Annotated in this window: 26 protein-coding genes and 1 tRNA gene; 16 read left to right on the forward strand and 11 right to left on the reverse strand. The window is 33.7% G+C overall.

What is annotated here, in order from left to right:
- Nucleotides 1-11 precede the first annotated feature (11 nt).
- From rplA to rpsL, 8 genes are all read right to left on the reverse strand, one after another.
- Entirely contained in the window at nt 12-752 is a 741-nt protein-coding gene (gene rplA / locus R2I74_RS03255; RefSeq protein WP_316353949.1) for a 50S ribosomal protein L1, read from the reverse strand.
- A gap of 2 nt (nt 753-754) precedes the next feature.
- Entirely contained in the window at nt 755-1189 is a 435-nt protein-coding gene (rplK, locus tag R2I74_RS03260) for a 50S ribosomal protein L11 (protein WP_316353951.1), read from the reverse strand.
- Between the two features lie 177 nt (nt 1190-1366).
- Nucleotides 1367-1894: a transcription termination/antitermination protein NusG gene (gene nusG, locus R2I74_RS03265; RefSeq protein ID WP_316353952.1), complete on the reverse strand. Its 528-nt coding sequence runs from the start codon at nt 1892-1894 to the stop codon at nt 1367-1369.
- A 21-nt stretch (nt 1895-1915) separates the two neighbouring features.
- The gene (gene secE / locus R2I74_RS03270; protein WP_316353953.1) at nt 1916-2116 is read right to left on the reverse strand and encodes a preprotein translocase subunit SecE; all 201 of its coding nucleotides are present in this window, start codon (nt 2114-2116) and stop codon (nt 1916-1918) included.
- 18 nt (nt 2117-2134) lie between these two features.
- Nucleotides 2135-2210: transfer RNA gene (locus tag R2I74_RS03275), tRNA-Trp, on the reverse strand.
- A 74-nt stretch (nt 2211-2284) separates the two neighbouring features.
- A complete protein-coding gene (gene fusA, locus R2I74_RS03280; protein WP_316353954.1) occupies nt 2285-4360 on the reverse strand; it encodes an elongation factor G in 2076 nt (691 codons plus the stop codon).
- Nucleotides 4361-4366: 6 nt separating this feature from the next.
- A complete protein-coding gene (rpsG, locus tag R2I74_RS03285; RefSeq protein WP_316353956.1) occupies nt 4367-4852 on the reverse strand; it encodes a 30S ribosomal protein S7 in 486 nt (161 codons plus the stop codon).
- 36 nt (nt 4853-4888) lie between these two features.
- Nucleotides 4889-5263, reverse strand: a complete 375-nt coding sequence (gene rpsL, locus R2I74_RS03290; RefSeq protein ID WP_316353957.1) for a 30S ribosomal protein S12 — start codon at nt 5261-5263, stop codon at nt 4889-4891.
- A gap of 318 nt (nt 5264-5581) precedes the next feature.
- On the opposite strand from rpsL, the gene cyaY reads away from it, so the two are divergent.
- From cyaY to R2I74_RS03310, 4 genes are all read left to right on the forward strand, one after another.
- On the forward strand, nt 5582-5884 hold the full coding sequence (gene cyaY, locus R2I74_RS03295) for an iron donor protein CyaY (RefSeq protein WP_316353958.1): 303 nt from the start codon (nt 5582-5584) through the stop codon (nt 5882-5884).
- Nucleotides 5885-5936: 52 nt separating this feature from the next.
- The gene (locus R2I74_RS03300) at nt 5937-6776 is read left to right on the forward strand and encodes a spermidine synthase (protein WP_316353959.1); all 840 of its coding nucleotides are present in this window, start codon (nt 5937-5939) and stop codon (nt 6774-6776) included.
- A gap of 98 nt (nt 6777-6874) precedes the next feature.
- A complete protein-coding gene (locus R2I74_RS03305; RefSeq protein ID WP_394355815.1) occupies nt 6875-8617 on the forward strand; it encodes an ABC transporter ATP-binding protein in 1743 nt (580 codons plus the stop codon).
- Between the two features lie 141 nt (nt 8618-8758).
- Nucleotides 8759-8983 carry a hypothetical protein gene (locus R2I74_RS03310; RefSeq protein ID WP_316353961.1) on the forward strand — a complete coding sequence of 75 codons (225 nt, stop codon included), beginning with the start codon at nt 8759-8761 and terminating at the stop codon, nt 8981-8983.
- Here R2I74_RS03310 and R2I74_RS03315 read toward each other — a convergent pair.
- Nucleotides 8969-9166 (reverse strand): hypothetical protein, encoded by a 198-nt coding sequence (locus R2I74_RS03315; protein ID WP_316353963.1) that lies wholly within the window; start codon nt 9164-9166, stop codon nt 8969-8971. The two genes, R2I74_RS03310 and R2I74_RS03315, sit on opposite strands and share 15 nt — an antisense overlap.
- A 452-nt stretch (nt 9167-9618) precedes the next feature.
- On the opposite strand from R2I74_RS03315, the gene R2I74_RS03320 reads away from it, so the two are divergent.
- On the forward strand, nt 9619-10854 hold the full coding sequence (locus tag R2I74_RS03320; RefSeq protein ID WP_316353965.1) for a hypothetical protein: 1236 nt from the start codon (nt 9619-9621) through the stop codon (nt 10852-10854).
- 44 nt (nt 10855-10898) lie between these two features.
- Here R2I74_RS03320 and R2I74_RS03325 read toward each other — a convergent pair whose 3' ends face one another.
- Nucleotides 10899-12215 carry a M48 family metalloprotease gene (locus R2I74_RS03325; protein WP_316353967.1) on the reverse strand — a complete coding sequence of 439 codons (1317 nt, stop codon included), beginning with the start codon at nt 12213-12215 and terminating at the stop codon, nt 10899-10901.
- A gap of 67 nt (nt 12216-12282) precedes the next feature.
- Between R2I74_RS03325 and R2I74_RS03330 the strand changes: the two genes are divergently transcribed.
- The 10 genes from R2I74_RS03330 to R2I74_RS03375 all read left to right on the forward strand — a co-directional run bounded on the left by R2I74_RS03330 (nt 12283) and on the right by R2I74_RS03375 (nt 22014).
- Entirely contained in the window at nt 12283-13008 is a 726-nt protein-coding gene (locus tag R2I74_RS03330) for an SDR family oxidoreductase (RefSeq protein WP_316353968.1), read from the forward strand.
- A 194-nt stretch (nt 13009-13202) separates the two neighbouring features.
- Nucleotides 13203-13571 carry a hypothetical protein gene (locus tag R2I74_RS03335; RefSeq protein ID WP_316353969.1) on the forward strand — a complete coding sequence of 123 codons (369 nt, stop codon included), beginning with the start codon at nt 13203-13205 and terminating at the stop codon, nt 13569-13571.
- Nucleotides 13572-14011: 440 nt separating this feature from the next.
- Nucleotides 14012-14629 (forward strand): 30S ribosomal protein S4, encoded by a 618-nt coding sequence (gene rpsD / locus R2I74_RS03340; RefSeq protein ID WP_316353970.1) that lies wholly within the window; start codon nt 14012-14014, stop codon nt 14627-14629.
- A 420-nt stretch (nt 14630-15049) separates the two neighbouring features.
- A complete protein-coding gene (locus R2I74_RS03345; RefSeq protein WP_316353971.1) occupies nt 15050-17200 on the forward strand; it encodes an LPS-assembly protein LptD in 2151 nt (716 codons plus the stop codon).
- A gap of 65 nt (nt 17201-17265) precedes the next feature.
- Nucleotides 17266-18168, forward strand: coding sequence for a SurA N-terminal domain-containing protein (locus R2I74_RS03350; protein ID WP_316353972.1), 903 nt, complete (start codon nt 17266-17268; stop codon nt 18166-18168).
- Between the two features lie 26 nt (nt 18169-18194).
- Nucleotides 18195-18581 carry a response regulator gene (locus R2I74_RS03355; RefSeq protein WP_316353974.1) on the forward strand — a complete coding sequence of 129 codons (387 nt, stop codon included), beginning with the start codon at nt 18195-18197 and terminating at the stop codon, nt 18579-18581.
- The gene (locus R2I74_RS03360) at nt 18581-19936 is read left to right on the forward strand and encodes a PleD family two-component system response regulator (protein ID WP_316353976.1); all 1356 of its coding nucleotides are present in this window, start codon (nt 18581-18583) and stop codon (nt 19934-19936) included. Before R2I74_RS03355 ends, R2I74_RS03360 begins: the two co-directional genes overlap by 1 nt.
- A gap of 336 nt (nt 19937-20272) precedes the next feature.
- Nucleotides 20273-20524, forward strand: a complete 252-nt coding sequence (locus R2I74_RS03365) for an IS630 transposase-related protein (RefSeq protein WP_316353977.1) — start codon at nt 20273-20275, stop codon at nt 20522-20524.
- A gap of 104 nt (nt 20525-20628) precedes the next feature.
- Entirely contained in the window at nt 20629-21099 is a 471-nt protein-coding gene (locus tag R2I74_RS03370) for an IS630 family transposase (protein WP_316355238.1), read from the forward strand.
- Nucleotides 21100-21666: 567 nt separating this feature from the next.
- Nucleotides 21667-22014, forward strand: coding sequence for a hypothetical protein (locus R2I74_RS03375; RefSeq protein ID WP_316353979.1), 348 nt, complete (start codon nt 21667-21669; stop codon nt 22012-22014).
- Here R2I74_RS03375 and pbpC read toward each other — a convergent pair.
- Entirely contained in the window at nt 22011-24269 is a 2259-nt protein-coding gene (gene pbpC, locus R2I74_RS03380; protein WP_316353980.1) for a penicillin-binding protein 1C, read from the reverse strand. The two genes, R2I74_RS03375 and pbpC, sit on opposite strands and share 4 nt — an antisense overlap.
- A gap of 103 nt (nt 24270-24372) precedes the next feature.
- Between pbpC and rplU the strand changes: the two genes are divergently transcribed.
- Complete coding sequence (gene rplU / locus R2I74_RS03385) at nt 24373-24690, forward strand: 50S ribosomal protein L21 (protein WP_316353981.1); 318 nt, start codon at nt 24373-24375, stop codon at nt 24688-24690.
- Nucleotides 24691-24712: the final 22 nt, after the last annotated feature.

The following is a 24712-nucleotide window of genomic DNA, read 5'->3' on the forward strand; positions in this document are numbered from 1 at the left end:
AAAATTCTCCTTTATACTATTTGCGATATAGTAGCTGTATCTATTTTTATCGAAGGCCCCATAGTTGAAGATAAATACATAGCCTTTAAATAAGTACCCTTTGCACCAGTTGGCTTAGCTTTAATTACAGCAGATATTACTGCATGCAAATTTTTCAACAAATCTTGAGCTAAAAACGATAATTTTCCAACCCCAGCATGAATTATCCCAGCTTTCTCAACTCTAAATTCTACCTGACCACTTTTTACATTCTTAATGGCTGTTACAATATCAGTGGTTACTGTTCCTAGTTTAGGATTAGGCATCAACCCCTTAGGACCCAAAATTTTTGCCACCCCACCAACTACTCCCATCATATCTGGTGTTGCTATACATGTATCAAAATTAATTTTACCAGCTTTAATTTCATCGATAATCTCTACAGAACCAGCTGAATCAGCACCAGCAGCAAGCGCATCTGCCACTTTATCATCTCTACAAATAACCGCAACTCTTACAATTTTACCAGTTCCAGCTGGCAAAGCAACAACCCCCCTTACCATTTGATCAGAATGACGCGGATCTACACCCAACTTCATGACAATTTCTAAAGTTTCATCAAATTTTACATAAGAACAGCTGCGTAAAACCTCTACTGCTTTTTCTAAATCATAAAATACTTGCTGATTTATTTGTTTGCGGGCAGCACGTAACTTTTTAGCCCCTTTTCTACCTTCTGTGTCTTTTTTATTCTTGTCTTCGTTAGCTTTCATAATCAATCCTGTTTCACTTCAATGCCCATAGAGTCTGCCGTACCACAAATAATTTTAACTGCTGCCTGCAAATCATTAGCATTAAGATCAACCATCTTGATTTTTGCAATCTCTGCGACTTGAGACATAGTTACTACACCAACCACAGCCTCTTTTTTAGTAGAAGCAGAACCCTTTGCAATCTTTGCAAATTGCTTTAAATAATATGATGCAGGAGGAGTTTTTGTAATAAAAGTAAAACTTTTATCCTCAAATGCAGTAATTACAACTGGCACCGGAGTTCCAGGATCCATTCCTTGCGTAGCAGCATTAAAAGCTTTACAAAACTCCATTATATTAAGCCCTTTTTGACCAAGAGCTGGCCCTATGGGCGGAGAAGGATTGGCCTTACCAGCAAGCACTGTTAGCTTAATATAAGCTGTAATTTTTTTTGCCATTCATTCTTCCTTTTAAATTTAACAATTAATACTTCACACAAAAACTAGAGTTTGATTGGTCAAAATCAAGAAGATTTAGGAATCACAGAGTCACGTAGCATACTCTAAATATATAAGCATCGCAGACCTCTGATAATACGCAGTAATTCTTAATTTTCATAGACCTAATTATTTAAGCTATACCTTTTTCACTTGATTAAAAGCCAAATCTATCGGTGTCGCTTTACCAAAAATTGAAATAGATACACGTAACCGTAATTTTTCATTATCTATATCATCTATAACACCATTAAAGCTGTCAAACGGCCCATCAGTCACTATCACAACCTCACCTATTTCATATAGTTTAGCTGAAGTAACCCCCTTCTTTTCCGACTCTAACTGCTCAAAAATATTCTTTACTTCTTTTGCGCTAAGTGGGTATGGCTTACTTTTTTCACCTAAAAATCCAGTAATTTTTGGTACGCTTTTCACTAAATGCCACGACTGATCGGTCATCTTCATCTTAATCAGAATGTATCCTGGCATGAATTTCTTTTCTGTCTTCACAGGCTTACCACGCTTTATCTCAGACACTTCTATTACTGGTACAACTATTTCCTCAAAAAATTCGGACATACTATTTTTAGCAATCTGATCAAGAATCATTTGCTTTACTCGTTTTTCAGAGCCTGATAAAGTATGTATAATGTACCATTCTCCCACAATTAAACTTCCTAAAATCAACTATTTTCCAATGTTCAGCAAAATACGCACTAAACCATGAATACCATAATCTAATATCATACAAATGACACTACAAATCAATACTGCAACAACTATTATAGAAGTGGAAGTAATTAATTCTTTTTTATTTGGCCACACAACCTTATAAGCTTCTTGCTTAACTTGCTCATAAAATTTTATAATCTTATTATCTTTTAACATACACCAAATAAAGCTAAGTGGCAGGAGCGACAGGGATCGAACCCGCAACCTCCGGTTTTGGAGACCGGCGCTCTACCAATTGAGCTACACTCCTATCATATTTTTATTATTTAATCAACATAATTTTACAACTAATACCATCTAACAAACAAAGGAAAAGATATTTGTTTATTTTTTAGACTTAATTGAATCTGCCACCAACTGCGGCACTTGATCATAATGAGAAAACAACATACTATATTGCGAACGACCTTGCGATAAAGAACGCAAACTATTCACATAACCAAACATCTCAGCTAAAGGAACATTGGCAGTAATCACCTGCGCATTACCACGTGGTTCCATATTTTGAATTTGCCCACGACGACTGTTCAAATCACCAATAATATCCCCCATATACTCATCAGGAGTAACTACCTCAACCTTCATTATCGGCTCCAACAATTTAGGACTCGCCTTTGGCATTCCTTCTCTAAACGCCGTTTTAGCAGCAATTTCAAACGCTAGCACACTAGAATCAACATCATGGAAAGCGCCATCAATTAAAGTAGCTTTAAAATCTATCATTGGATAACCAGCGATAACACCACTATCTTTGATGTTCTTTAGCCCTTTCTCAACCCCTGGGATGAATTCCCTCGGAATAGCTCCACCAACTATTTTACTCTCAAACACAAATCCTGAACCAGGCTCTAGCGGTTCGAATATTATTTTAACTCTAGCAAATTGCCCAGCACCACCAGATTGTTTTTTATGAGTATAATCGATTTCATAGACTTTAGTTATCGTTTCACGATATGCTACCTGCGGCGCCCCAACGTTAGCCTCTACCTTAAACTCACGCCTCATCCGATCAACAATAATTTCTAAATGCAACTCTCCCATACCTTTAATTACTGTTTGCCCGGTTTCCTGATCACTAGTCACTCTTAAAGACGGGTCTTCTGCCGCAAGCCTTGATAAAGCCAAAGACATTTTTTCCTGATCAGGCGTAGATTTTGGCTCAATAGCAAGCTCTATAACCGGCTCTGGAAATTCCATCCTTTCCAAGATAATTTGATTATCAACATCACACAAAGTCTCACCAGTAGTAGTATATTTTAACCCAGCTAGAGCTACAATATCGCCAGCAACAGCCAATTTAACATCTTCTCTGTCATTAGCATGCATTAACAACATTCTTCCAACTCGCTCTTTCTGCTCTTTGACAGTATTCATTACAGTAGCACCAGATTGAATTTGACCAGAATAAATCCTAACAAATGTCAGCGAGCCCACAAAAGGATCAGTCATTACTTTAAACGCCAAAGCAGCGAATTTTCCTGATGCTGAAATCACAAAATCCCGCTCTTCACCAGATTTCAGATCAATTCCTTTAACCTTACCAATATCCACTGGTGATGGTAAATAATCTATAACTGCATCTAACAACGGCTGTACTCCTTTATTTTTAAAAGCACTACCACATAACACCGGTACAAAAATACCAGCAATAGTTCCTTTCCTAATACAAGCCTTTATCTCTTCTTCCGTTAGCTCCACACCTGACAAATACTTTTCCAACAAAACATCATCAAGCTCTGCAGCCATATCAAGCAAATTAGTTCTATATTCCTTAACCTGCTTCAGCATATCATCCGGCACCTCTTCATACGAATATTCGGCACCTAAAGTTTCATCTTTCCAAATAATTGCTTTCATCTTAATTAAATCAACGACACCTTTGAAATTTTCCTCTATCCCCACTGGTAACTGAGTAACCAACGGATTAGCACCAAGACGATCTTTCATCATCTCAACGCATCTATAAAAATTGGCGCCCATTCTATCCATTTTATTTACAAAGCACATCCTTGGTACTTTATATTTATCAGCCTGTCGCCACACCGTTTCAGACTGAGGCTCAACTCCAGCCACTCCATCAAAAACTGCTACCGCACCATCAAGCACTCGCAACGAACGCTCTACTTCTATAGTAAAATCCACGTGCCCAGGCGTATCAATAATATTAATTCTTTGATCACGCCAAAAACAGGTAGTAGCAGCAGAAGTAATGGTGATTCCACGTTCTTGCTCCTGCTCCATCCAGTCCATGGTAGCTCCACCTTCGTGTACTTCGCCTATTTTATGAGACTTGCCAGTATAGTACAATATACGCTCTGTAGTTGTAGTCTTACCCGCATCAATGTGAGCACAAATACCGATGTTACGAATATCCGATAAGTCAAATTTTTTGGTCGACATATTTAACTACCTCTGGGTTCTGCGTGAGCTAAAATGTGAGAAGGCTTTATTAGCCTCAGCCATCTTATGAGTATCTTCTCTTTTCTTCATGGCTCCGCCACGATTATTAGCCGCATCAAACAGCTCTTCAGATAATTTGTCAATCATCGCCTTTTCTGAACGTTTAACGCTAGCCGCAATAATCCAACGACAAGCTAAAGCATACCCTCTTCTTTCATCAACTGGAGATGGAACCTGATAATTTGCCCCACCAACCCTAACTGAAGTTACCTCAAGATAAGGCTTAACATTATGCATAGCATTATTAAATGTTTCAAAAGGATCAGCACGATGTTTTTTTTCTATTCTATTTAAAGCTCCATATACTATCTTTTCAGCTAAAGCTTTTTTTCCTTCTTGCATGACATTATTTATGAACCTAGCCAACAACACACTGTTATACTTCATATCTGGCAAGATCACTCTTTTTTCTGCAGCATGACGACGCGACATTTTATTTCTCTCTAATGATTATTTAAAAAACTGATATTATTTTGCTTTCGCTGAAGTTCCATATCTAGAACGCCCTTGTTTACGCCCCTTCACTCCTTGAGTATCATAAGTTCCACGCACTATATGATATTTCACACCTGGTAGATCAGGCACCCTACCACCACGCACTAACACCGCAGAGTGCTCTTGTAAATTATGCCCCTCACCCGGAATGTAAGCATTAACATACTGCCCATTACTTAAACGAACTCTGGCCATCTTACGCAACGCAGAATTTGGCTTTTTTGGAGTAACTGTCTTAACTATAACACACACTCCTTTCAAAAAGGGATTGCCTCTTAATGCAGGTGATTTTGTTTTGCGTATCTTTGACTTCCGCCCAAAGCGGACCAGCTGATTATTCGTTGGCATTCAATTCCCCACATCTAAAATAAGTTAAAATTTCGGCTGAATATAATCAATTTTTCAAACAAAAGCAAGCAGCTTCTTTTGAAAAACACTGTTTACTACTTCAATACACATGGAATATATGGATTTCTAAGTATCAGATTGATAAATGCCATAGATTTATGTAAGAATGATAATAATATTCTGTCTCACAAGTTAATATTCTTTCCATACTAAACATTTCGATATTAAATAACAAAACAAAATATTTGATTTTACTAAAATAAACCCTATCCTTACGATACACTCCACACTAAATTATAGCTGTTAAAAAATAATAAAATGCAACCTATCGAATTTTCTAATATAGCTGAACAAGTTTTATTGTTTATAGCCGATACCATAGAATCACTTGATCATGATGGATCAATTGATATTGATTTTAACAACGATATGATCAATATCTCTACTAATAAAGGAATATTTGTTATTAACAAACATTCCGCCTCAATGCAAATATGGTTAGCTTCTCCTATTAGTGGCCCTTATCATTTCTCTTATACTAATGGCAAGTGGCGCTCTCATACCGGCTCAGAATTATTTGAGATTTTAACTAATGAATTACAAATTCAATTTAAGAAGTAAGACGTATAGTAATATATATCACATATATATGTAATAGTATGAAGAAGAAATCATGAATACCAAAATTACTAATCGCTCTTATATCTATGCAGTAATTTTTCTGAGCATATGTTGTTATTTAAGCGCTATAGCTCAAGCAACTCAAACAGTAATTTTGCATCATTCTTCTAATAAATATGGACCTATATGGGTTTATGATAGTGCTGATTTTAAGCGCTGTTTATCATTTGTACCACCTGGTCAGGTTATCCAAAGTTGTATGATGACATCAAAACCTGACAAACTAATTTTTGATTATGCAAAAATGGTGTTAGGTACTTTGTACTTGAATAAGAATCCTAAAAAAATTCTAATGATCGGCCTTGGAGGAGGAAGCGTTGCTAAAGCTTTATATACAATACTACCTTCAGTCAAATTAGATATTGTTGAAATAAATCCAGATATTCCGGCTTTAGCAAAGAAATATTTTGCATTTAAAGAAGATGATCATACACAAATCTTTGTTGAAGATGGTTTTGATTTTATTAAAAATTCTCATCATAATAGCTATGATATAGTTATTATAGATGCTTTTACTAAAGATTATGTCCCTCCATCTTTTTTAACATTAGAATTTATACAAAATGTTCAGAATATTTTAAAACCAAATGGAGTGGTAGCGGTCAATACCTTTAAAAACAACAACTATTATGAGCTAGAATCAAGGTTATACAAAGAAATATTTGGTAATTTCTTTAATTTAATAAGCTTAGAAACTCGTGTAATTATAGCAAAAAAAGGGAAGTTACCATCTTTTGCAAAAATTCAAAAACAGGCCATAAATTGGAAATTTAGTTTTACAAGATTGGATATTAACGAAGAATGGTTACTAGATAAATTTATTGAACAATAATAACGTGTGCTTACATAACGCTTGCAGCACAAGAACGAGTTTATGAGCTAGAGCTATGCTATATATTGTAGCCTAGGAACACCAACAAATAATTAACAATGTACACTCCCCAATTCTTAAAATTAATAAAATACATAAAACTCTATAAACAGGATATCATCATTGTAATGATATCCATAATATGTGTATCCGGATCTTTACTGATGCTTGGACAAGCATTCAAACAGCTTATTGATAATGGTCTAACTGCAAAATATATTTCCTCAGTCAATAATTCAATATTACTAATTTGTCTGCTGATCATCATCTTTGGTATCAGCAGTTTTTTTCGCTCCTATTTTATAAATAAAGTTGCAGAAAAAATTACCGCTAAAATTAGAAACGAAGCGGTTATCAACCTACTGCAGCTTGATATTTCCTATTTTGAGGACTCCAAGATCGGCAATATTATCTCCTGCCTTATTGCTGATGTTGAATTAATCGCAAAACTGATTATTGATCTACTATCATTTGTAGTGCGTAATTTGTTGATGCTAATCGGCAGTATGGGACTAATGTTTATCCATAACACTAAACTTTCTTTAATTGTACTCAGTGTAGTGCCACTATTATTGATACCGATATTAAAGCTTGGACGCCATGTGAGAGTTTTATCAAAAAATGCTTTAACTTTGCAAGGCAATATTGCTGCTAATTTAGCAGAAAATTTTACCAATATTCATACTTTATATGCATTTAATCAACAACAACACAAAATCAATGAATTCATTGATCAAACCAATATTTATCTCCAATATGCTTCACGTAGATTAAAAATTAGAGCAGTATTTTTTGCTGGCTCGATCTCGGTAGTGCTAGCTGCAATTACTCTAGTAATATGGATTGGTAGTAAAGATATTGTCACTAATACCATCACTTCAGGTCAAATGATTTCTTTTATTTATTATGCTATTATCGCTGGTATGAGTGCTGGCGGCATCGCAGAATTTATTGGCGAAGCACAAAAACCATATGCCGCAATAGAACGAGTGTTTGATCTGCTAAATTTAAAACCTCAACAACAATTGAATATACATAATAACATTGCTCCGGCAGCTACTGCAAATAATATAACATTCAATAATGTAAGCTTTTCCTATCCCAGTCGACCACTAATCCAAATATTAAATAATATTACATTTAAAATTCACGCTGGCCAGTTTATCGGGATTGTCGGCAGATCCGGAGCTGGCAAAAGCACTATAATGCAGTTACTATTAAAATTTTACCTGCCTACTAGTGGTAATATTATGATTGATGATCAGGATATTGCTGTAACAAACACTACAAAAGTACGTAAATTAATTGCATATGTACCTCAAGATCCTAGTATTTTTTCTGGTACGATTAGATCCAATATCGCTTTCTCCAAACCAGATGCACATGAAGAAGAGATAATTCATGCAGCAACCGTTACCGGTATTCTGGATTTTGTCAACGACTTAAAAGATGGGTTAGATACACAAATTGGCGAAAAAGGAGTTAGACTATCTGGTGGACAAAAACAACGCATAGCCATCAGCAGAGCTATCCTATACCAACCAGAAATTTTATTACTTGATGAAGCCACAAGCGCTTTAGATAGCGAAAGCGAACAAAGATTATTCGCTGAATTACAGAATTTCATGCGTGGTAAAACTATAATTTCAATTGCTCATAGAATTTCAACCATTGAAAATGCCGATGAAATATTGGTAATAGATAAGGGAGTTTTAAGTGCTAGAGGCACTCACGATCAGTTACTAGCAACCTCCAATATATATCGTATTCTATGTGAAGAACAAATAATCAGCTTTATCTAATAGTTTAATGACTATACCAGATCAATTATAATATTATTCTATCCTTGCATTATCACTCAAAGTAACCTATAGTTGAATTAAGCGAGAAATATCAAACCTTTCTTGCTTAGTTAATTACTAAAATATATTGAGGTTACTGCCATGAGAAAATATGACAATATTTCAAATATACTTAATACAATTCCAGGCTCTCATGTTACACCATATAAAGCTCAGCAACGAGCAAAAGAAGATGAAGTCATAGCCATATATCAAAAATATGGAATTTTCCCTTACTCCGGCACTTGTAAAACTATATCATTATATGACAAAGAAGTTACAGATATGAGTATGACTCTCTCTCAGAAAATATTAATAAAGCAATAAATACTTGTGTAACCATAAAAAAAGGGCAACAATATGATTCATGGGATTATAGCGCTTGGGAGCTTCGTGCAAAGATTTGTGATACACCGAATATTTAAATGTTGGTACATTTTCACCGCTTAATCCTTTAACTAATCTAACAACTGGCACTGCAGGAAGCGACAGATTTGGATCTAGCACCATCCGTTGACATCGGATCAAGTAGAGATTCTGCACTTAGTACCGCAGCTCGAATATACATGGAATCCAAAGTAGAACAGACCATCCTTAAAGATGTAAACGACAGGCAGCAAGAAAAAATTTCTAGAGAGTTGGAACAACTTCGTGAAGCACATTCGCGATTTTGTTAATATTCTATACTAAATCTAATATATTATTGAGAGATGGATAATGCAATTATGTTATTCATCTTTAAAAAAAAGCTAATGTAACGCCAGTTGCCAATTAAAATTGCTAAAAACTCCCATTTCTACGTCTGAGCTGAGGGAGCTCCGCTCCCGTGGCAATCCAGTTTTACTTAAGTATCATTATTTTCTGGATTGCCACGGGAGCGGAGCTCCCTCGCAATGACGGCTGGAACCGGCATCTGTAGTGTTTAATAAAATATTTTAATTGGCAACTGGGGTTAATGTAATATGGTGATCAAAGAAATTCAGAATCTTGATAAAGTTACCAGTTTTTTAGATATTACAATTATTATAGTGTTTTTGCTAATAAGCTTAATAACAGGATTATTAGCAAGTAAGCATATAAAAACATTGCAAGACTATGCCATTAGCGGTAAAAATTTTAGCCATCCAGTTATTATAATATCAATTATAAGCATGTTTAGTAGTGACTTTACCACGATAGCATCGATAATTCGCGATGGCAGCTCATATTTTATTGTATTTATTTTACTTGGAATATTTGTACCATTAACAACTATGTATTTTATTTCTACACCACACTTTTTGAGTAGTTTATCAATTGCAGAAGCTCTTGGAGAAATATACGGTAGATACATAAGGATTATCATTGCTGTGTTAGGTATTTGCCTATGTATATCTGTCGCTGTGTTTGGTATTAAATTATGGCGTTATGGTGTCATATTATTATTTCCCCAACATTTCTTTCATGATTTGAGTTTTTATATAACTTTATCTACCATATTAATTTCTGTTATTCATTCAACCTTTGGTGGTATTAGAGCGCTAATTCTTACTAATGCAACATATTTTCTGGTATTTTGTGTTACTATTATAACTTTAGTATTGGTAACACTATTTGCTATGGATAACCTTTATCAACTTCTCACCACTGTTCCACACTATTCTGTGGCTAAAGATCTACAACCAACTGAGCAAAGTTTTTTTAGCTTATTACTTTTTGCTATTATACCTAACTTATCTCCAATATCTTTCCAAATAATGATAAATCTTAAAGAAACCTCGCAAATTTCCCAAACACTTATCACTACAGCTATTATATGTATTTTTATGACATTAATATTTTGTGTATTAGGCGTATTATTACGAGATTATGATCCACTTACAGTTAACGTCAATATTTATGACGGAATAAAGGGCTGCATTATAATTGGATTAATGGCACAAATTATACCAATAATTACGGCTTGCATCAATTCCTCTGCCATTCTTTTTACTAATGACCTTTCTCAATTGCCAAATTTTAAATGTTTTAAGAACAAACTTTTAATTGCTCGTATTTTTTCTGTTTTTACTGGAACACTTATAATTGTTCTTGTGTTTAATAATTATAGTCAGATCAATTATATAATATACCTTGGTGCTGATCTATATATATGGGTAGTAGCAATATTATTATTGTTTATGATATTTAAAATTAATCTACCAACAAAGAAAAGATAATACCACCTATCATATCGCATCATTTTCCTAAACCCCGTACCACCCTACTCTTTTGTCTCACTAATTATAATATCATTGGCCTTGTACCAATTAGGAGAATGTAGCTTAAAGCCTTTGATTGCCGCACGAGCTAATCTTTGTGCTTCCGGCAAATTACCAGTCTTATATGCTAGCATTGCCAAGCTAAGTAGACTTTCTGCTTGACGCCCTGTTTGTTCATAATAAACAGCAAGATAATACAGCACTACTGGATTATCATTTTCTTTCTCTGCAATTCGCTGCAAACTTTGATAAAACGGCTGCATCTTTTCTGACTGATGTTCGTATATAGTAATACCGACAATAGCCTGACCGAGCTTAATCAATAAATCATTTGGCATTAATTTTGCTGCTATCGTATAAAAAGTTAAGGCTTCCTTTTTACCAAATTCGAATAAAATCTGCCCTTTTAGCTCATTATAAAAAGGATCATTAGGTTTTAATACTAATAACTGATCAATATGCAAGATCGAATTATTAAAATCACTCATTCGGAAATAGATAATGGCTTTAATATAATGCCTGATTTCCGAATTATATTCTTGCAGCTGATTATCAGATAATTTTTTAGGATCTATGGTAAAAGCCAATAATTTTGCTGCACTTCTGGCAAATTTATATTCTAAATCTGCAGCATTACTACTATTTTTAAATTTAGATTTTTGATAAAAATTTTGTAAAAGCACAAGTCGCTCACGGCTTGATGGATGGGTTTGATCATATGGATTAACAAAAGTGCCATGATGCTGTTGCTCCATATATTCAAAGAAACTAATCATCCCTTTACAACTATTGCCACTATTTTCAAGTAGCCTCAGCGCCGTTTGATCAGCTGCAGACTCAAATCCTCTAGAATAAGATAACAATGAACGCTCAGAAAAATGGATACCACCTAGTACCATTGCGCTAGCAAGCTCAACATTACCACTGAGGCTACTTGCCAAACCAACTGCAATAGAAGATAGTGCCACTTTATTATAAATATCAATATTCTCTGCTTGCCTAACTACATGTCGGCCTACTATATGCCCTATTTCATGCGCTATAACTCCACGAATTACATCTATCTCTGGAAATTTACTGATCAGGCCGCTATAAATATAAATTTGATTGCCGCCTGCAGTAAAAGCATTCAACTCATTACTATTTACCAGATAAATTTTGACTTCCAATTTTGCAGCTCTGATTATTGGCTCCGCAATTGCACGAATGGTTTCTTCTATTTCAGAATCTCTGATAATATTATTACCAATAGTCGTGATAGGCACAATAATGGCCAGAAGAAATAGTAATATATTTTGTAACATAGGCGTTTTGTACAAATTACTTGAAAAAGTATGAAATTTATATCAAATTTCAATTCATAATTAAAATGTCGAGTATTTATATATGTCTAAACTAGCAATAGTCACTGGTGGTACCAGAGGTATTGGTGCCGCTATTTCAATAGCTCTGAAAGAGCAAGGATTTATCGTAATAGCAAATTACCATAACAATCATGAGGCAGCAAATAAATTTGCAGCAGCAACAAATATTAAAATAAAAGATTGGAATGTGGCAAACTATGATGAATGTATAAAAACTGTACAAATCATTGAAACAGAATTCAATAAACCGGTCAGTATATTGATAAATAACGCCGGTATTACCAAAGATAGTATGCTGCATAAAATGTCTAAAGCAGATTGGCAAGATGTAATTAACATTAATCTTACCTCCTGCTTTAATATGTGCAGTGCCGTCATTAATCAAATGCGCAATCAAAATTATGGCAGGATAATTAACATAAGTTCAATTAATGGCCAAGCTGGTCAGTTAGGCCAAACCAACTATTCAGCAGCAAAAGCCGGTATTATTGGTTTCACTAAAGCCTTGGCTCGTGAATCTGCTACAAAAAATATTACCGTCAACTGCATCTCTCCCGGCTACACTCAAACAGAAATGGTAGAAAAAATGTCGATGGAGGTATTAGAAAAGATAGTTTCACTAATTCCAATGAAGCGATTGGGACAACCAGCAGAAATAGCGCGAGCCGCTGTTTTTTTATGCGCTGAGGAAGCAGGCTTTATTACCGGAGAAACTTTATCGATTAATGGTGGACATAACATGTTTTGAGGGTTCTAATATTGTCTCTTTCTACACATTTTGTTTGGACTACCAGATATGTTAGCAAGCTGTAATACAAGGTATTAGAGCGTAATATCTTTGTGTCGTCAAAACTCGCAATGAGTTGTCCAACCATTGACAAAATATGCTTTGGTAGTATATTAAATAGGGATGCATTCACTATCAATAAATGAGAGTAATTTATGAAAAAAGAATATTACGATGATAATTATTACGATGATAATTATGTAAACAACGTAGAGGAAAAACAGGAAGTAGTGATCACTCTCCATGGGATCGATCAATATCTACAGGCACATCAGCACGAAGATATAAAGCAAAAATTAAGTTCTATCTCCATCATTCCTACTTCTGCCAATGATTTTACTCGCACCTTAACTGCGCATAAGACAGACCCGAGATTTATACAAAATCTGCGCGCAGATGAAGCACTAGATTTAGTAGTAGAAAGCATCTTGTTTGGTGGTGATGAAGCACTAGATTTAATAATAGAAAGCACCTTAGTGGGTGAGGAAGTAATTATACCATTAGCACAAAGCATCTTTGAGTGATTATGTAGGTAATAGGAATGGTTTTGTTGCATGTATAATAAAGGTCTATAGGTAAGTAGAGAAACTGAGATTTTGGACGTCAAGCAAGTCTCCATAATTCTCCAACTACATCAACAGACCTCTTCCTTTTCTTTGTTGCTTAAATTATAAAAGGAAACTTATTAAAGTGGTTGGATATCAAAACAATAAAAAATTTGTGCCTATAGCTTCAGTATATTACAATATTATCAGTGTAGTATATTTTTTCGAGAATGTTCATTGAACATTCTCATTTTTTCAGTCTCTACTGTTGCACAGCACCACCTCATCTTAAACTTCACTATATTAACTTCTAAAGCTCAATATTGCTAGTTATTATAATCAAATAATATTTGACTTTAGCTATGGTAATTTATATACTGCAAAGCGAAATTTTAACTTATATAAGATGAGAAAGATACGTGACTAAAATAATCAAGTCTAAATATAAAGCAAGTAGAAGACTAGGAGTCAGCATCTGGGGTGATGGTAAGGACGCTTTCCATACCAAAAATTATCGCCCTGGTCAACATGGACAAAACGCCATGATTAAAGTATCAGACTATGGTTTGCATCTAAAAGCTAAGCAAAGACTTAAAGCTCATTATGGCCGAGTCAATGAAAGACAGTTTCGTAATATATTTACACTAGCTTTAAAAATGAAAGGGAATACTGGCGAAAATTTTGTTGGCCTTTTAGAGAGTAGACTAGATGCCGTAGTTTATAGAATAAATCTAGCTCGTAGTATCTTTGCAGCAAGACAATTAGTATCGCATGGACATATTACAATTAATGGCAAACGAGTTAACATACCTAGCCAGAGACTAAATGATGGAGATATTATAGAACTAAAAAATAACTCCAAACAAATTCCTATAGTTTTAGAAACTGCAACTAAAGCTGAAAGAACCATCCCTGGCTATTTAACTTTTGATCAAACTACAATGTCAGGAAAATTTGTTAGAGTTCCAATGATTTCTGACGTACCTTATCCTTTTGATCCTGATGTGCAGTTAGTGGTTGAGTTATATTCAAGATAATCGCTTATATAGGTTCAGCAACTCAGCTTCAAAATTGTTGAACCTAATGCAATTCTGTGCACATTAATGTCATCCCGAACACAAATGGTCATTCGACACAAAAGGTCATCCCGGAACTTGTTTCGGGATCTTATGAAGTCCTGATGAGATCCCGAAACAAGTTCGGAATGACTACTATATTTAGGATCGTATAGGTTTAGCACCATATTCCAGAATTAGAGGTCTAACTTGCATATTTGCCGATGGTTTAATTCAATTTTTCTTAAGTTCTGCATACAAAATTTTATAAAGATTAATTTATGGTAGTTTTTAGTCGAAAAATAACAAAGATTTTGTAGGAATAATATACCTATTTCAAAAAATCTATGTTATTTTGCAGACAAAAAACGCATAAATAAGCCCTTTAAAATTTTGTACGCAATGCCTAGTACTAAATCGCTGTTTTTCTTGATTAGTGGTCTACTGATACTATTAATATCAGTAACAGTTGCTGCCAAGACTACAATACCTACAGCTAAAACGCCAGCATTCATGGTTGCTGATTTTGTTGAGTATAACGCAACAGAAGAATTTATTTATGCACGTGGTAATATTAAAATCACTATGGATAATTACCTTCTTACTGCAGATAAGATCCTATACGATATAAACAATGACTTACTGTGGGCAGAAGGCAATGTTAAAATTCAAGATCATAAAAAGCAAGTCATCTATGGAACCACAGTTTTTCTTAAAGATAAATTAAAAGCTGGCCTCATTGCAGATTTTGTATTTAAATTTAGTGACAACACTGTACTTGCAGCTAAACTTGCAGAAAAAGTAAATCCTCAACAAACCATTTTAGCTAATACCTGTTTTACTCCATGCAACATACCATCAAGTGGTAAACCAATTTGGCAAATTTCTGCACAACAAACAATAATAGATCTTGACCGTCAAATCATTAGCTACAAAAATCTGTTCTTTGAAGTATATAAGATTCCCGTATTTTATACGCCCTATTTCTCTCACCCTACTCCACATGCCAGCGCTCAATCAGGAATATTAGTACCTGAAATTAAAAAAAATAAGCTAGGGATCCCACTGTATTTTAGAGCTAAGCCAAATCTGGATTTCACTTTAACACCTAGATTAGCCAAGAAATATAATTTGTTTGAGTTAGAAGCTCGTCATAAAATAAACAATGGTAGCTATATAATTTCGGGTAGTTATGGAAAAATCCCATATAATATTAGAGATCAAGGTAAAATAATAAAAAATAGTAATGTCAATCGGTATCACCTCTTTGCCTTAGGCACTTTTTCCAAAGATCAATATCAATATGGTTTTGATTTAAAACGCACCTCCGATAAAGCTTATTTAAGAAATTATTATGAAATGCATGACGCTTATTTAGCATCAAAACTATATCTTAATAATATACATAATAATAATTACCTATCTGTTGAGGGGCTACATTTCTATGGATTAAAAGTTGATGATTCTAAATCTACCGATCCATTGATTTTACCCAAAATTCGTACAAAAAATGTAATAAATTTAAATGATAATGAAGATTTGCAGCTAATTATCAACAATAATACTTCTATGTACCAACAACCAGGAGGTAAACAATTAACCCGTTCTGCCTTAAGGATAGCTGCAACCAAACAAATTATAACTAGCGATGGTCATTTATTTAATACTAATTTACAAACAAGAGGCGATGCCTATCTTATTAACAATATGCCTACACCAAATTTACCAGCCAATAGTTTAAGCTATAATAAGTCATATGTCCGGCATATCCCTGAATTGCAAGTAACTTGGAGAATTCCACTAATGAGTCATTTTGCTCTATATGGGCTTAGTATTGAACCGATCATCTCGACCACTATAGGCCGTGATTTCCAGTCCAACGACCATAAATTTGCATTCATTGATAATAATCGCTACGAATTATCAGAAAATAATTTATTTCTTGCCAATCGCTATAGTGGCCTTGATTATCATGAATTCGGCAAACGTATAAGTTATGGAGTGAATACAACCTTGCTTAAGGACACAAACTATTTCAATGTATTCTTAGGGCAATTATTGCATAAACATAACTTCACAAATACTGAAAATGCACAAAATGTTGGCCGATTAGCAATAAATATTAACCACGCAGAATTATTTTATAGATTTAGAAAAAATAAAAAATTTACAGCAATTATGGATGAGGTAGGAAATCGTTTTTATAATGATAAAATACAATATACTCTGAGTTTTATAAAATTAAATAATTTAAAACAATATTATTTAGTAGATAACAAACAATTATCTGCTAACACTAATAATATAAAACAAATTCATTCTGACATCCAATATCAATTAACACCATCCTGGTTGATTGGCTATGAAATACAAGTTGATATATCCACCAGAAAACCACAACTACTCTATAAAAGTATCAAGGTGACATATGCTTTTGATTGTGTTAGTATAACCGGCAAGTTATATGATGACTATACTTCAGACTATTCTAGAGGTATAACCAAGGTAAGAAGTAAGACTATATCTTTAGGTCTGAAAGTATTAAATATGTGAGCTTTGAAATGAACCAACCAACAAGCATCGATCTTAAGAAATTCTTAATCAGTACAAAACTAATTATGAGATATACTAGATATTTTTATATCTTATTAATACTATCCATATTTCTTATCATCAATTCAGCTAAAGGTTCACTTGCAAATATTGTAGCGTTAGTTAACAATGAACCTATTACTTTATATGAATTTCAGATGAGGAAAAAAATGGTTATAACGCTAAATAACGTGCATAACCCTGATGCTAAAGCTGATGCTCAAATTAATACAGCAGTGTTAAATAGTTTAATTGAAGAACAATTATTATTTCAACATTCAAAAAAAGTCGGTGGTAAAATTAGCGCCACTGAATTGGAAGAAGCAATTACCACCATTGCTCAAAGAAATAAAATGTCTAAAGAAGATTTGTTTAAATATCTATCCAGTCAAAATATAGATCCAGATAGTTTTCGTAAGCAAATAACAGCAGAATTGATCAAAATAAATATCTTATCTTATCTCTCTAGATCAGTGACAGTTACACCACAAGAAATTGATGCAGCTATTTTACTTAATAACAGCAAGGATGCCAAAATCTCTGCTCGTATTTTTACCTCAAAAGATAAAACAACACCAACATTACAAAAGATGTATAGTTTGCATAAAGCTTTAAAAACTTGTAATGAGGTAAGAGATGCTGCATACTCAAATTTTGCTACAGCTATTACCATTAACGAAAACCTTAGTACCCTAGATCATCAATTGCAAACTATTATAAGAGATCTAAGTATTAATCAGAAAAGCAGCGTATTTGAAACTGCCAAAGGATTCCAATTAGTATTAATGTGTACTAAGGTAATAGATAACATAACTTCAGCAGAGAATGATTACATTACTAATTTTTTAACAAACAAAAAAATGTCGCAAAAAGCACAAAAGTTTTTTGAGGATTTACGTAAAAAAGCATATATTAAAATAATGCTATAAAATTAGAAACTAAATATTTAGATTTTATGAATCATCAATCTAAAGTGTTAATTGTTGAAGATAATGAATTAAATTTAAAATTATTTCATGATTTGCTGGTAATTCAAAATTATGAAGTAATGACCTCTAAAAATGGTTTAGGTATTCCTGATCTTATTGAAAATGAACGTCCAGATCTAATCTTAATGGATATACAGCTTAATGGTATATCGGGTATAGATATCATTAAAGAATTAAAAAAAAATCCCGCCACTTCATCTATTCCAATTATAGCAATTACTGCTTTTGCCATGAAAAATGATGAAGCCAAGATATCTGCTTCTGGTTGCGACATGTATTTACCCAAACCAGTATCAATTGACTTGTTTTTTCAAGCTTTACACAAATTTATTGAACCAAATAATAAAAACTAATGACTGCAAATGTACTGATAGTAGATGATCTGGAACCCAATGTTAAGCTATTAGAGGTGAAACTACTTAGTGAGTATTATACTGTATTTTCTGCAAACAACGGCGTCAAAGCGCTTGATGTACTGGCAAATAATAAAATTGATGTCATTTTATTAGATGTAATGATGCCAGAAATGGATGGTTTTGAAACCTGTATAAAAATTAAGGCTAATCCTGAAACTACTCATATACCGGTGGTAATGGTTACAGCATTATCAGATATTGAAGACAGAATAAAGGGACTGGAAGCTGGAGCAGATGAATTTCTTACTAAACCAATAAATGATGTAGCGTTATTTGCTCGTGTAAAATCTCTATCACGAATGAAAACAATTATTGATGAACTAAAACTTAGAAATAAAACCAATGCTGCTCTTGGAGCTTCGACAATAGAAATAAAGGATAATTTTGTAGACAGTAAAATACTAATAATTAATGATGACGTAGTTCAAGCACGTAACTTAAGCAAAACATTACTAAAACTATCGCCGCAAATTAAGATTGTCACAAAAATAGAGGATATTGATAGTATAATTAACACTTATATTCCAGATGTAGTGATTATTAGTTGTCAATTAGAAGCAGGCGACCCTTTGCGCATTAGTGTAATGCTAAAATCAAAAGAAATTTTACGACATACTATGCTAATGCTGCTTGCTGAAGAAGAAAATATGCAAATGGTTATTAAAGGAATGGAGCTAGGTATAAACGATTATTTTATATATCCAGTTGAAGAAAACGAACTATTAGCACGGATTAAAACACAGTTAAGAAGGAAAAAATATCAGGATAATTTACGCAATGAACTCGAACAAAGTGTTAATCTTTCAATTAAAGATGGTCTTACAGGAGTTTTCAATCGCCGTTACTTCGATATTCATATTCAACAAATGATCAAGACTTCTACGGAAACTAACAAGCCATTATGTTTATTGATGCTGGATATAGATCACTTCAAGCAAGTTAATGATAGCTATGGGCATCAAGCAGGCGATGCCGTTCTAGTATCATTTTCAATGATTTTAAAAAATCTGTTTAGAGTTACCGATCTTATAGCAAGATATGGTGGTGAAGAATTTTCCGTATTACTAAGTGAAGCATATCTCAAAGAAGCCGTAACTATTGCAGATAGAGTACGCTCTACCATAGAAACAACAAATTTCGTTATACCTAATTACCCACCATTGACAAAAACCACCTCAATAGGAGTAGCTGAATATAAACATGGTGAGTCTATAAGTGATTTTATATCACGAGCAGATAAGTCATTATATGAAGCAAAATCGACTGGGAGAAATAAAGTAGTAGCTTCATAAAGTTCTGGTTTTACAGATTGCATTAGGTTCTAGAGCATTGCTGCTTTGTTGCATCAATCGAATTTTTGATACCCCTTTTCCCATGATTTGAGTTTATGCAACGCGCACAGAAATTGGCTTGCCAATCTCAAATATTTTGTTTAAAAGTTGATACTTGATTGTCACTTCATTTTTCACGTTATCATCACCTCTTGATAGGAATTTACTACCAACTCTCTTATCCATATTTATTCTTGTTCCTCCATACATGATATAGCTGAAACAGTTGAATTAGTTTAATATAGCTAAACCTCTATAAAACGGTTATAATCAAAGGGTATAATTAAAATAATTGTTATGACATATTCGATAGATTTTAGAAAGAAAGTACTGGCTATCAAAGAAAAAGAGAAGATGAGTTTTGAATCAATATCAAAACGTTTTGGAGTAGGAAAAAACACGGTATTTGTATGGACTAAAAAAATATCTCCTCTAAAGAATAGGAATAGAGCTTCGAAAAAAATACCGATTGATAAATTGAGAGAAGACGTGGTGCAATATAGTGACGCGTATCAATATGAAAGAGCTGAGGCGGTTAGGAGTGAGTAAATCTGGAATACAAAAAGCATTAAAGAAGTTGAACATTACGTATAAAAAAAGCTTTAAAACATCCGAAGGCAAAAGAAGAAGAGAGGTTAGAATTTCAGAATAAGATAAAAAAGTACGAGGCAGAGGAAAAAGTTATTGTCTTTACCGATGAGAGCGGGTTTGTCCATAGCGCGCCTAGAACTCACGGATATTCGGCAAAAGGCAAGAGGTGTTATGGTGTTCATGATTGGCATCCGTCAAAAAGAACTAATGTTATAGGGGCATTAGTAGGTAAATCGCTGCTAACCGTGTCAATTTTTGACGGCAATGTTAATACAGTTATTTTTAACAGCTGGGTAGAACAAGATTTAATACCGAAATTACCTAATAATTCCGTGGTTGTGACAGACAATGCAAGTTTCCATAAAAGTCCGTATTTAAAAACTATGATAGAAAAAGCTGGTCATATATTGGAGTACTTACCGCCTTATTCTCCTGATTTGAATCCTATTGAACCAAAATGGGCTCAAGCTAAATCTAGAAGAAGGAAATATCGCTGTGACGTAGACACTCTGTTTGAAAAGTACATGTTATAACCGTTTTATAGGGGTTTAGCTATAAGCTAATTCGTTCCGAATTATAGTTAAAATCTGTATCTTTCTATTAAAATAATGAAGATTGTGTAGCTATAGCTTAAATCGATAAGGTAGTGACTTTTTTGATGCTGTTTGTGAGTGTTGTTCACGATTTTTAAGGTACCAGATGTAATTCCAAGCTAAGCAGGAATCCAGTTTTTTCTACTTAAATCTTAAGCTGGGTAAAAATCTACTAGATTTTTTGGATCTCTGCCTGCGGCAGGGATGACATCGAGGGTATTTTACTCACAAACAGCATCAAAAAAGTCACTACCTTATCGATTTAAGCTATAGGCGCCGCGCGGAAATTTTGTGGGTGTTCAAGGTTTTTAGAAAAAGTCATCACAGATTTTGTTAAAAATCGAAGCAATCCAGTCTTTATATAAGTATGTTCCCCCTCCTTATTCGTGACGATGTCTTGTATGTGTCATACTAACGTTTAAACTAAAAAACTCGTGAACAACGCTCACTTTTGATAGATATTTTACATAATCTAGTTAAATTACGTTTAATTATGTAATATTGCTAATGTATAAGGTAGCCATAAATTTTATAGTTCATAAACTTCAGGAAAATATTATGAAAAAGAAATCACCTATACCTACCTCAGAACAAGAAAAAGAATATTATTTAAAAAAAATTGTAGAAATCAAACAAAATGGAGTTTCAGAGCAAGTAAAACTATTGGTTATAGCGATGATGCAAGGACAAAAGGTCAGTGTAGAAGAATTTGTTAAAACACTTAATGACCCAGTGGTAACTGCGCGCTTTAACTTAGAAAAAAATATCGAAAACAAAGAAAATAACCCGTTCTCAGCAAATATTTCAGGAAAAAACTCGCAAATACAATATGATGACGATCTAAATGATAACTAATTTTCTACTATTATAACTCTAGTATGACTATAACCATTATTATCAATGACCCGGATGATTTTTTTACCGATAGTTGCCTGCCATAAAAAGAATTCTGCTGCATAGGTTTTAGCAATAAATTGATCATCTACAAACCAGAATAGCGTTGCAACATTTGCATCAGTAATCGCTGAAAAAGTAATAAATTTACTGACTTTAAGTGAATAAACGACATTTTTCAGAGGAGAGGTAATTTCTGGTTTCTGGTAACTATTACTGCTAATTCCATAAACACTTGTAGTGGCCGACAAAAGATTTTTATTTATACTTATCTGGTTCAGATCACTAGACCAAAATTTGTTGATCTGATAAGAATTATTTTTGGATGTCAGTTGTCTCTCTTGTTTTCTATATATACCGCTAGGCTTAATTGGTGATTTGCCCGGAATAAACCAGCTATCAGTTTTAATAGGACATAAGTCATTATCTATATCGCCAGTATCCGCGCAAGCTAAAACCTTGGTAATTTTTAATGATGGCACTTTATAGCTAATTAAATCTTCAATCGGACTTATACCAGTTAAAGAATCGATAATATTAAAAAATAATGGTGCTGCCGTTTTTACGCCGATAAACTGCCCCTTAACTTTTCCCTGAAAATCACCGACCCACACTGCAAGCACATACTTACCAAATATACCTACAGCCCAACTATCCCGGAACGCACTAGAAGTTCCTGTCTTCCAATAAACTGACAAATTTATTGCTGTACTACCCAACATATTGGCATTTAATCCAGGTCTTGCAACGCTCTTTAATATGTCTAGAGTTATATAACTAGCTTCCGGTGATAATAGCGAACTAATACCAAAATTATTTGGCTGCACCTCTGTTACTTTCTTAAGTTCCTGATATACTCCCATATTTGCAAGCATAGCATATAATTTTACTAGCTCTTCCATGGTAACTTCTACTCCACCAAGAGCCAATGATAATCCATATTTATCTACAGGCAATAACTTGCCAACTCCAGATTTTTTTAAAAATTCATAAAAAGTTGGGTTGAACAATTTAGAAGCGAGATATAATACCGGAACATTTTTACTCTTAATCAACGCATCCTTAGCGCTAATAGGCCCGATAAAATCACCGTCAAAATTTTCTGGTAAATAATTACCATAATTATATGGTGTATCTTTTAATAGCGTTAGTGGATGAATTAACCCTTGATCAAAAGCTAAAGCATAGACAAATGGCTTTAAAGTCGAACCTGGGGAACGCCTGGTTCTTGTCCCATCAATCTGACCTTGAATAGTAACATCAGAGAAATTAGCTGAACCAACACTTGCTAGCACTTCCATAGTAGTAAAATCTATCAATAATGCAGCAGCATTTTTGATGCCATAAATTGTTGACGTATTTACGTAAACCTCAAGCTGACGAGCAATAAAATTCTGGATTTCTTTATCTATTGTAGTGGTAATATTACGATGATTATTAGTAGCAAGCATTCTTAACGTAAACTGCGGTGCTATAAACGGTAAATCTTGTATAGAATTAAATTTAGCTGGCAAATCAAATAATTTGTTATAAACTTTATCTTGCGGATGCAACTCCTGCCACTGCTCAAATAAAAATTTCCTGGCTAATAAAGTTTTATTATTAGCTACTCCGCTATTTGGAGCTCTTTTGAGTGGATTCTGAGGAATAACCGCCAGACTTAAACTTTCAAATAAGTTTAAGTCCTGTGCTTGACGACCTAAATATATATAGCTTGCTGCTCCTACTCCTTCAATATTCCTACCATATGGCACTAAATTTAAATAGGCTTCTAATATATCCTTCTTTGAATAATGTAATTCTAACTGCAGAGCTTTTACTATTTGCCAAATTTTGCCTAAGACATTACTAGATTTAATTTTGAATTTCAATCTAGCCACCTGCATAGTAATAGTGGAACCACCAACTTTACGATTACCTCCAAAATATGTCTGTACAAAAGCTTTATATAGAGCAATAGGATTAATGCCTATATGGCTATAAAAATATTTATCTTCATACAACAACACTGCTTCGATAAACTGCGGCGCTATATTATCTAGTGATGTATATAATCTATATTTCTGATCGACTGAAATAGTCAAACGCATTAGTTTTTTATTTCTATCTAAAACTATTCGAGAAAAATCTGTGTCTTCCAGTAATAAAGGCTTAGAAAGAATTATATACGACAACAAAATAGCTATCATCAATATTAGAAATCTAGTAAAAAACATGTGAAATTTTTTATAATTTTAATACAGCCTAAATTACTATTGACTCAAGCAGTCTATAGTATATACTACCTTAGTATTTTTAAAATGTAATTTGATTATTAATATGTTTGCAGTCATTAGAACAGGTGGAAAACAATATAAAGTTGCTAGAAATAGCAAAATAAAAATTGAGAAAATTGATGGTATTCCCGGGGCGAAAGTTGAATTTAATGAAATATTGATGATTGGCGAAGCATCAAAAGCATTTTTTATTGGCACTCCTATTGTTAAGGATGCACTTGTAACAGCTGAAATTACTAGCCAGCTTAAAGATGATAAAATACTAGTATTCAAGAAAAAACGTCGTCAAAACTATCGACGCACTGCTGGACATAGACAAGAATTAACAGAAATAAAGATTTTAGATATTACAAAGAAATAATATTTCGATTTTATTATAAATG

Origin of the sequence: Candidatus Trichorickettsia mobilis (assembly GCF_963422225.1) — a bacterium.
Lineage (GTDB): Bacteria > Pseudomonadota > Alphaproteobacteria > Rickettsiales > Rickettsiaceae > Trichorickettsia > Trichorickettsia mobilis_B.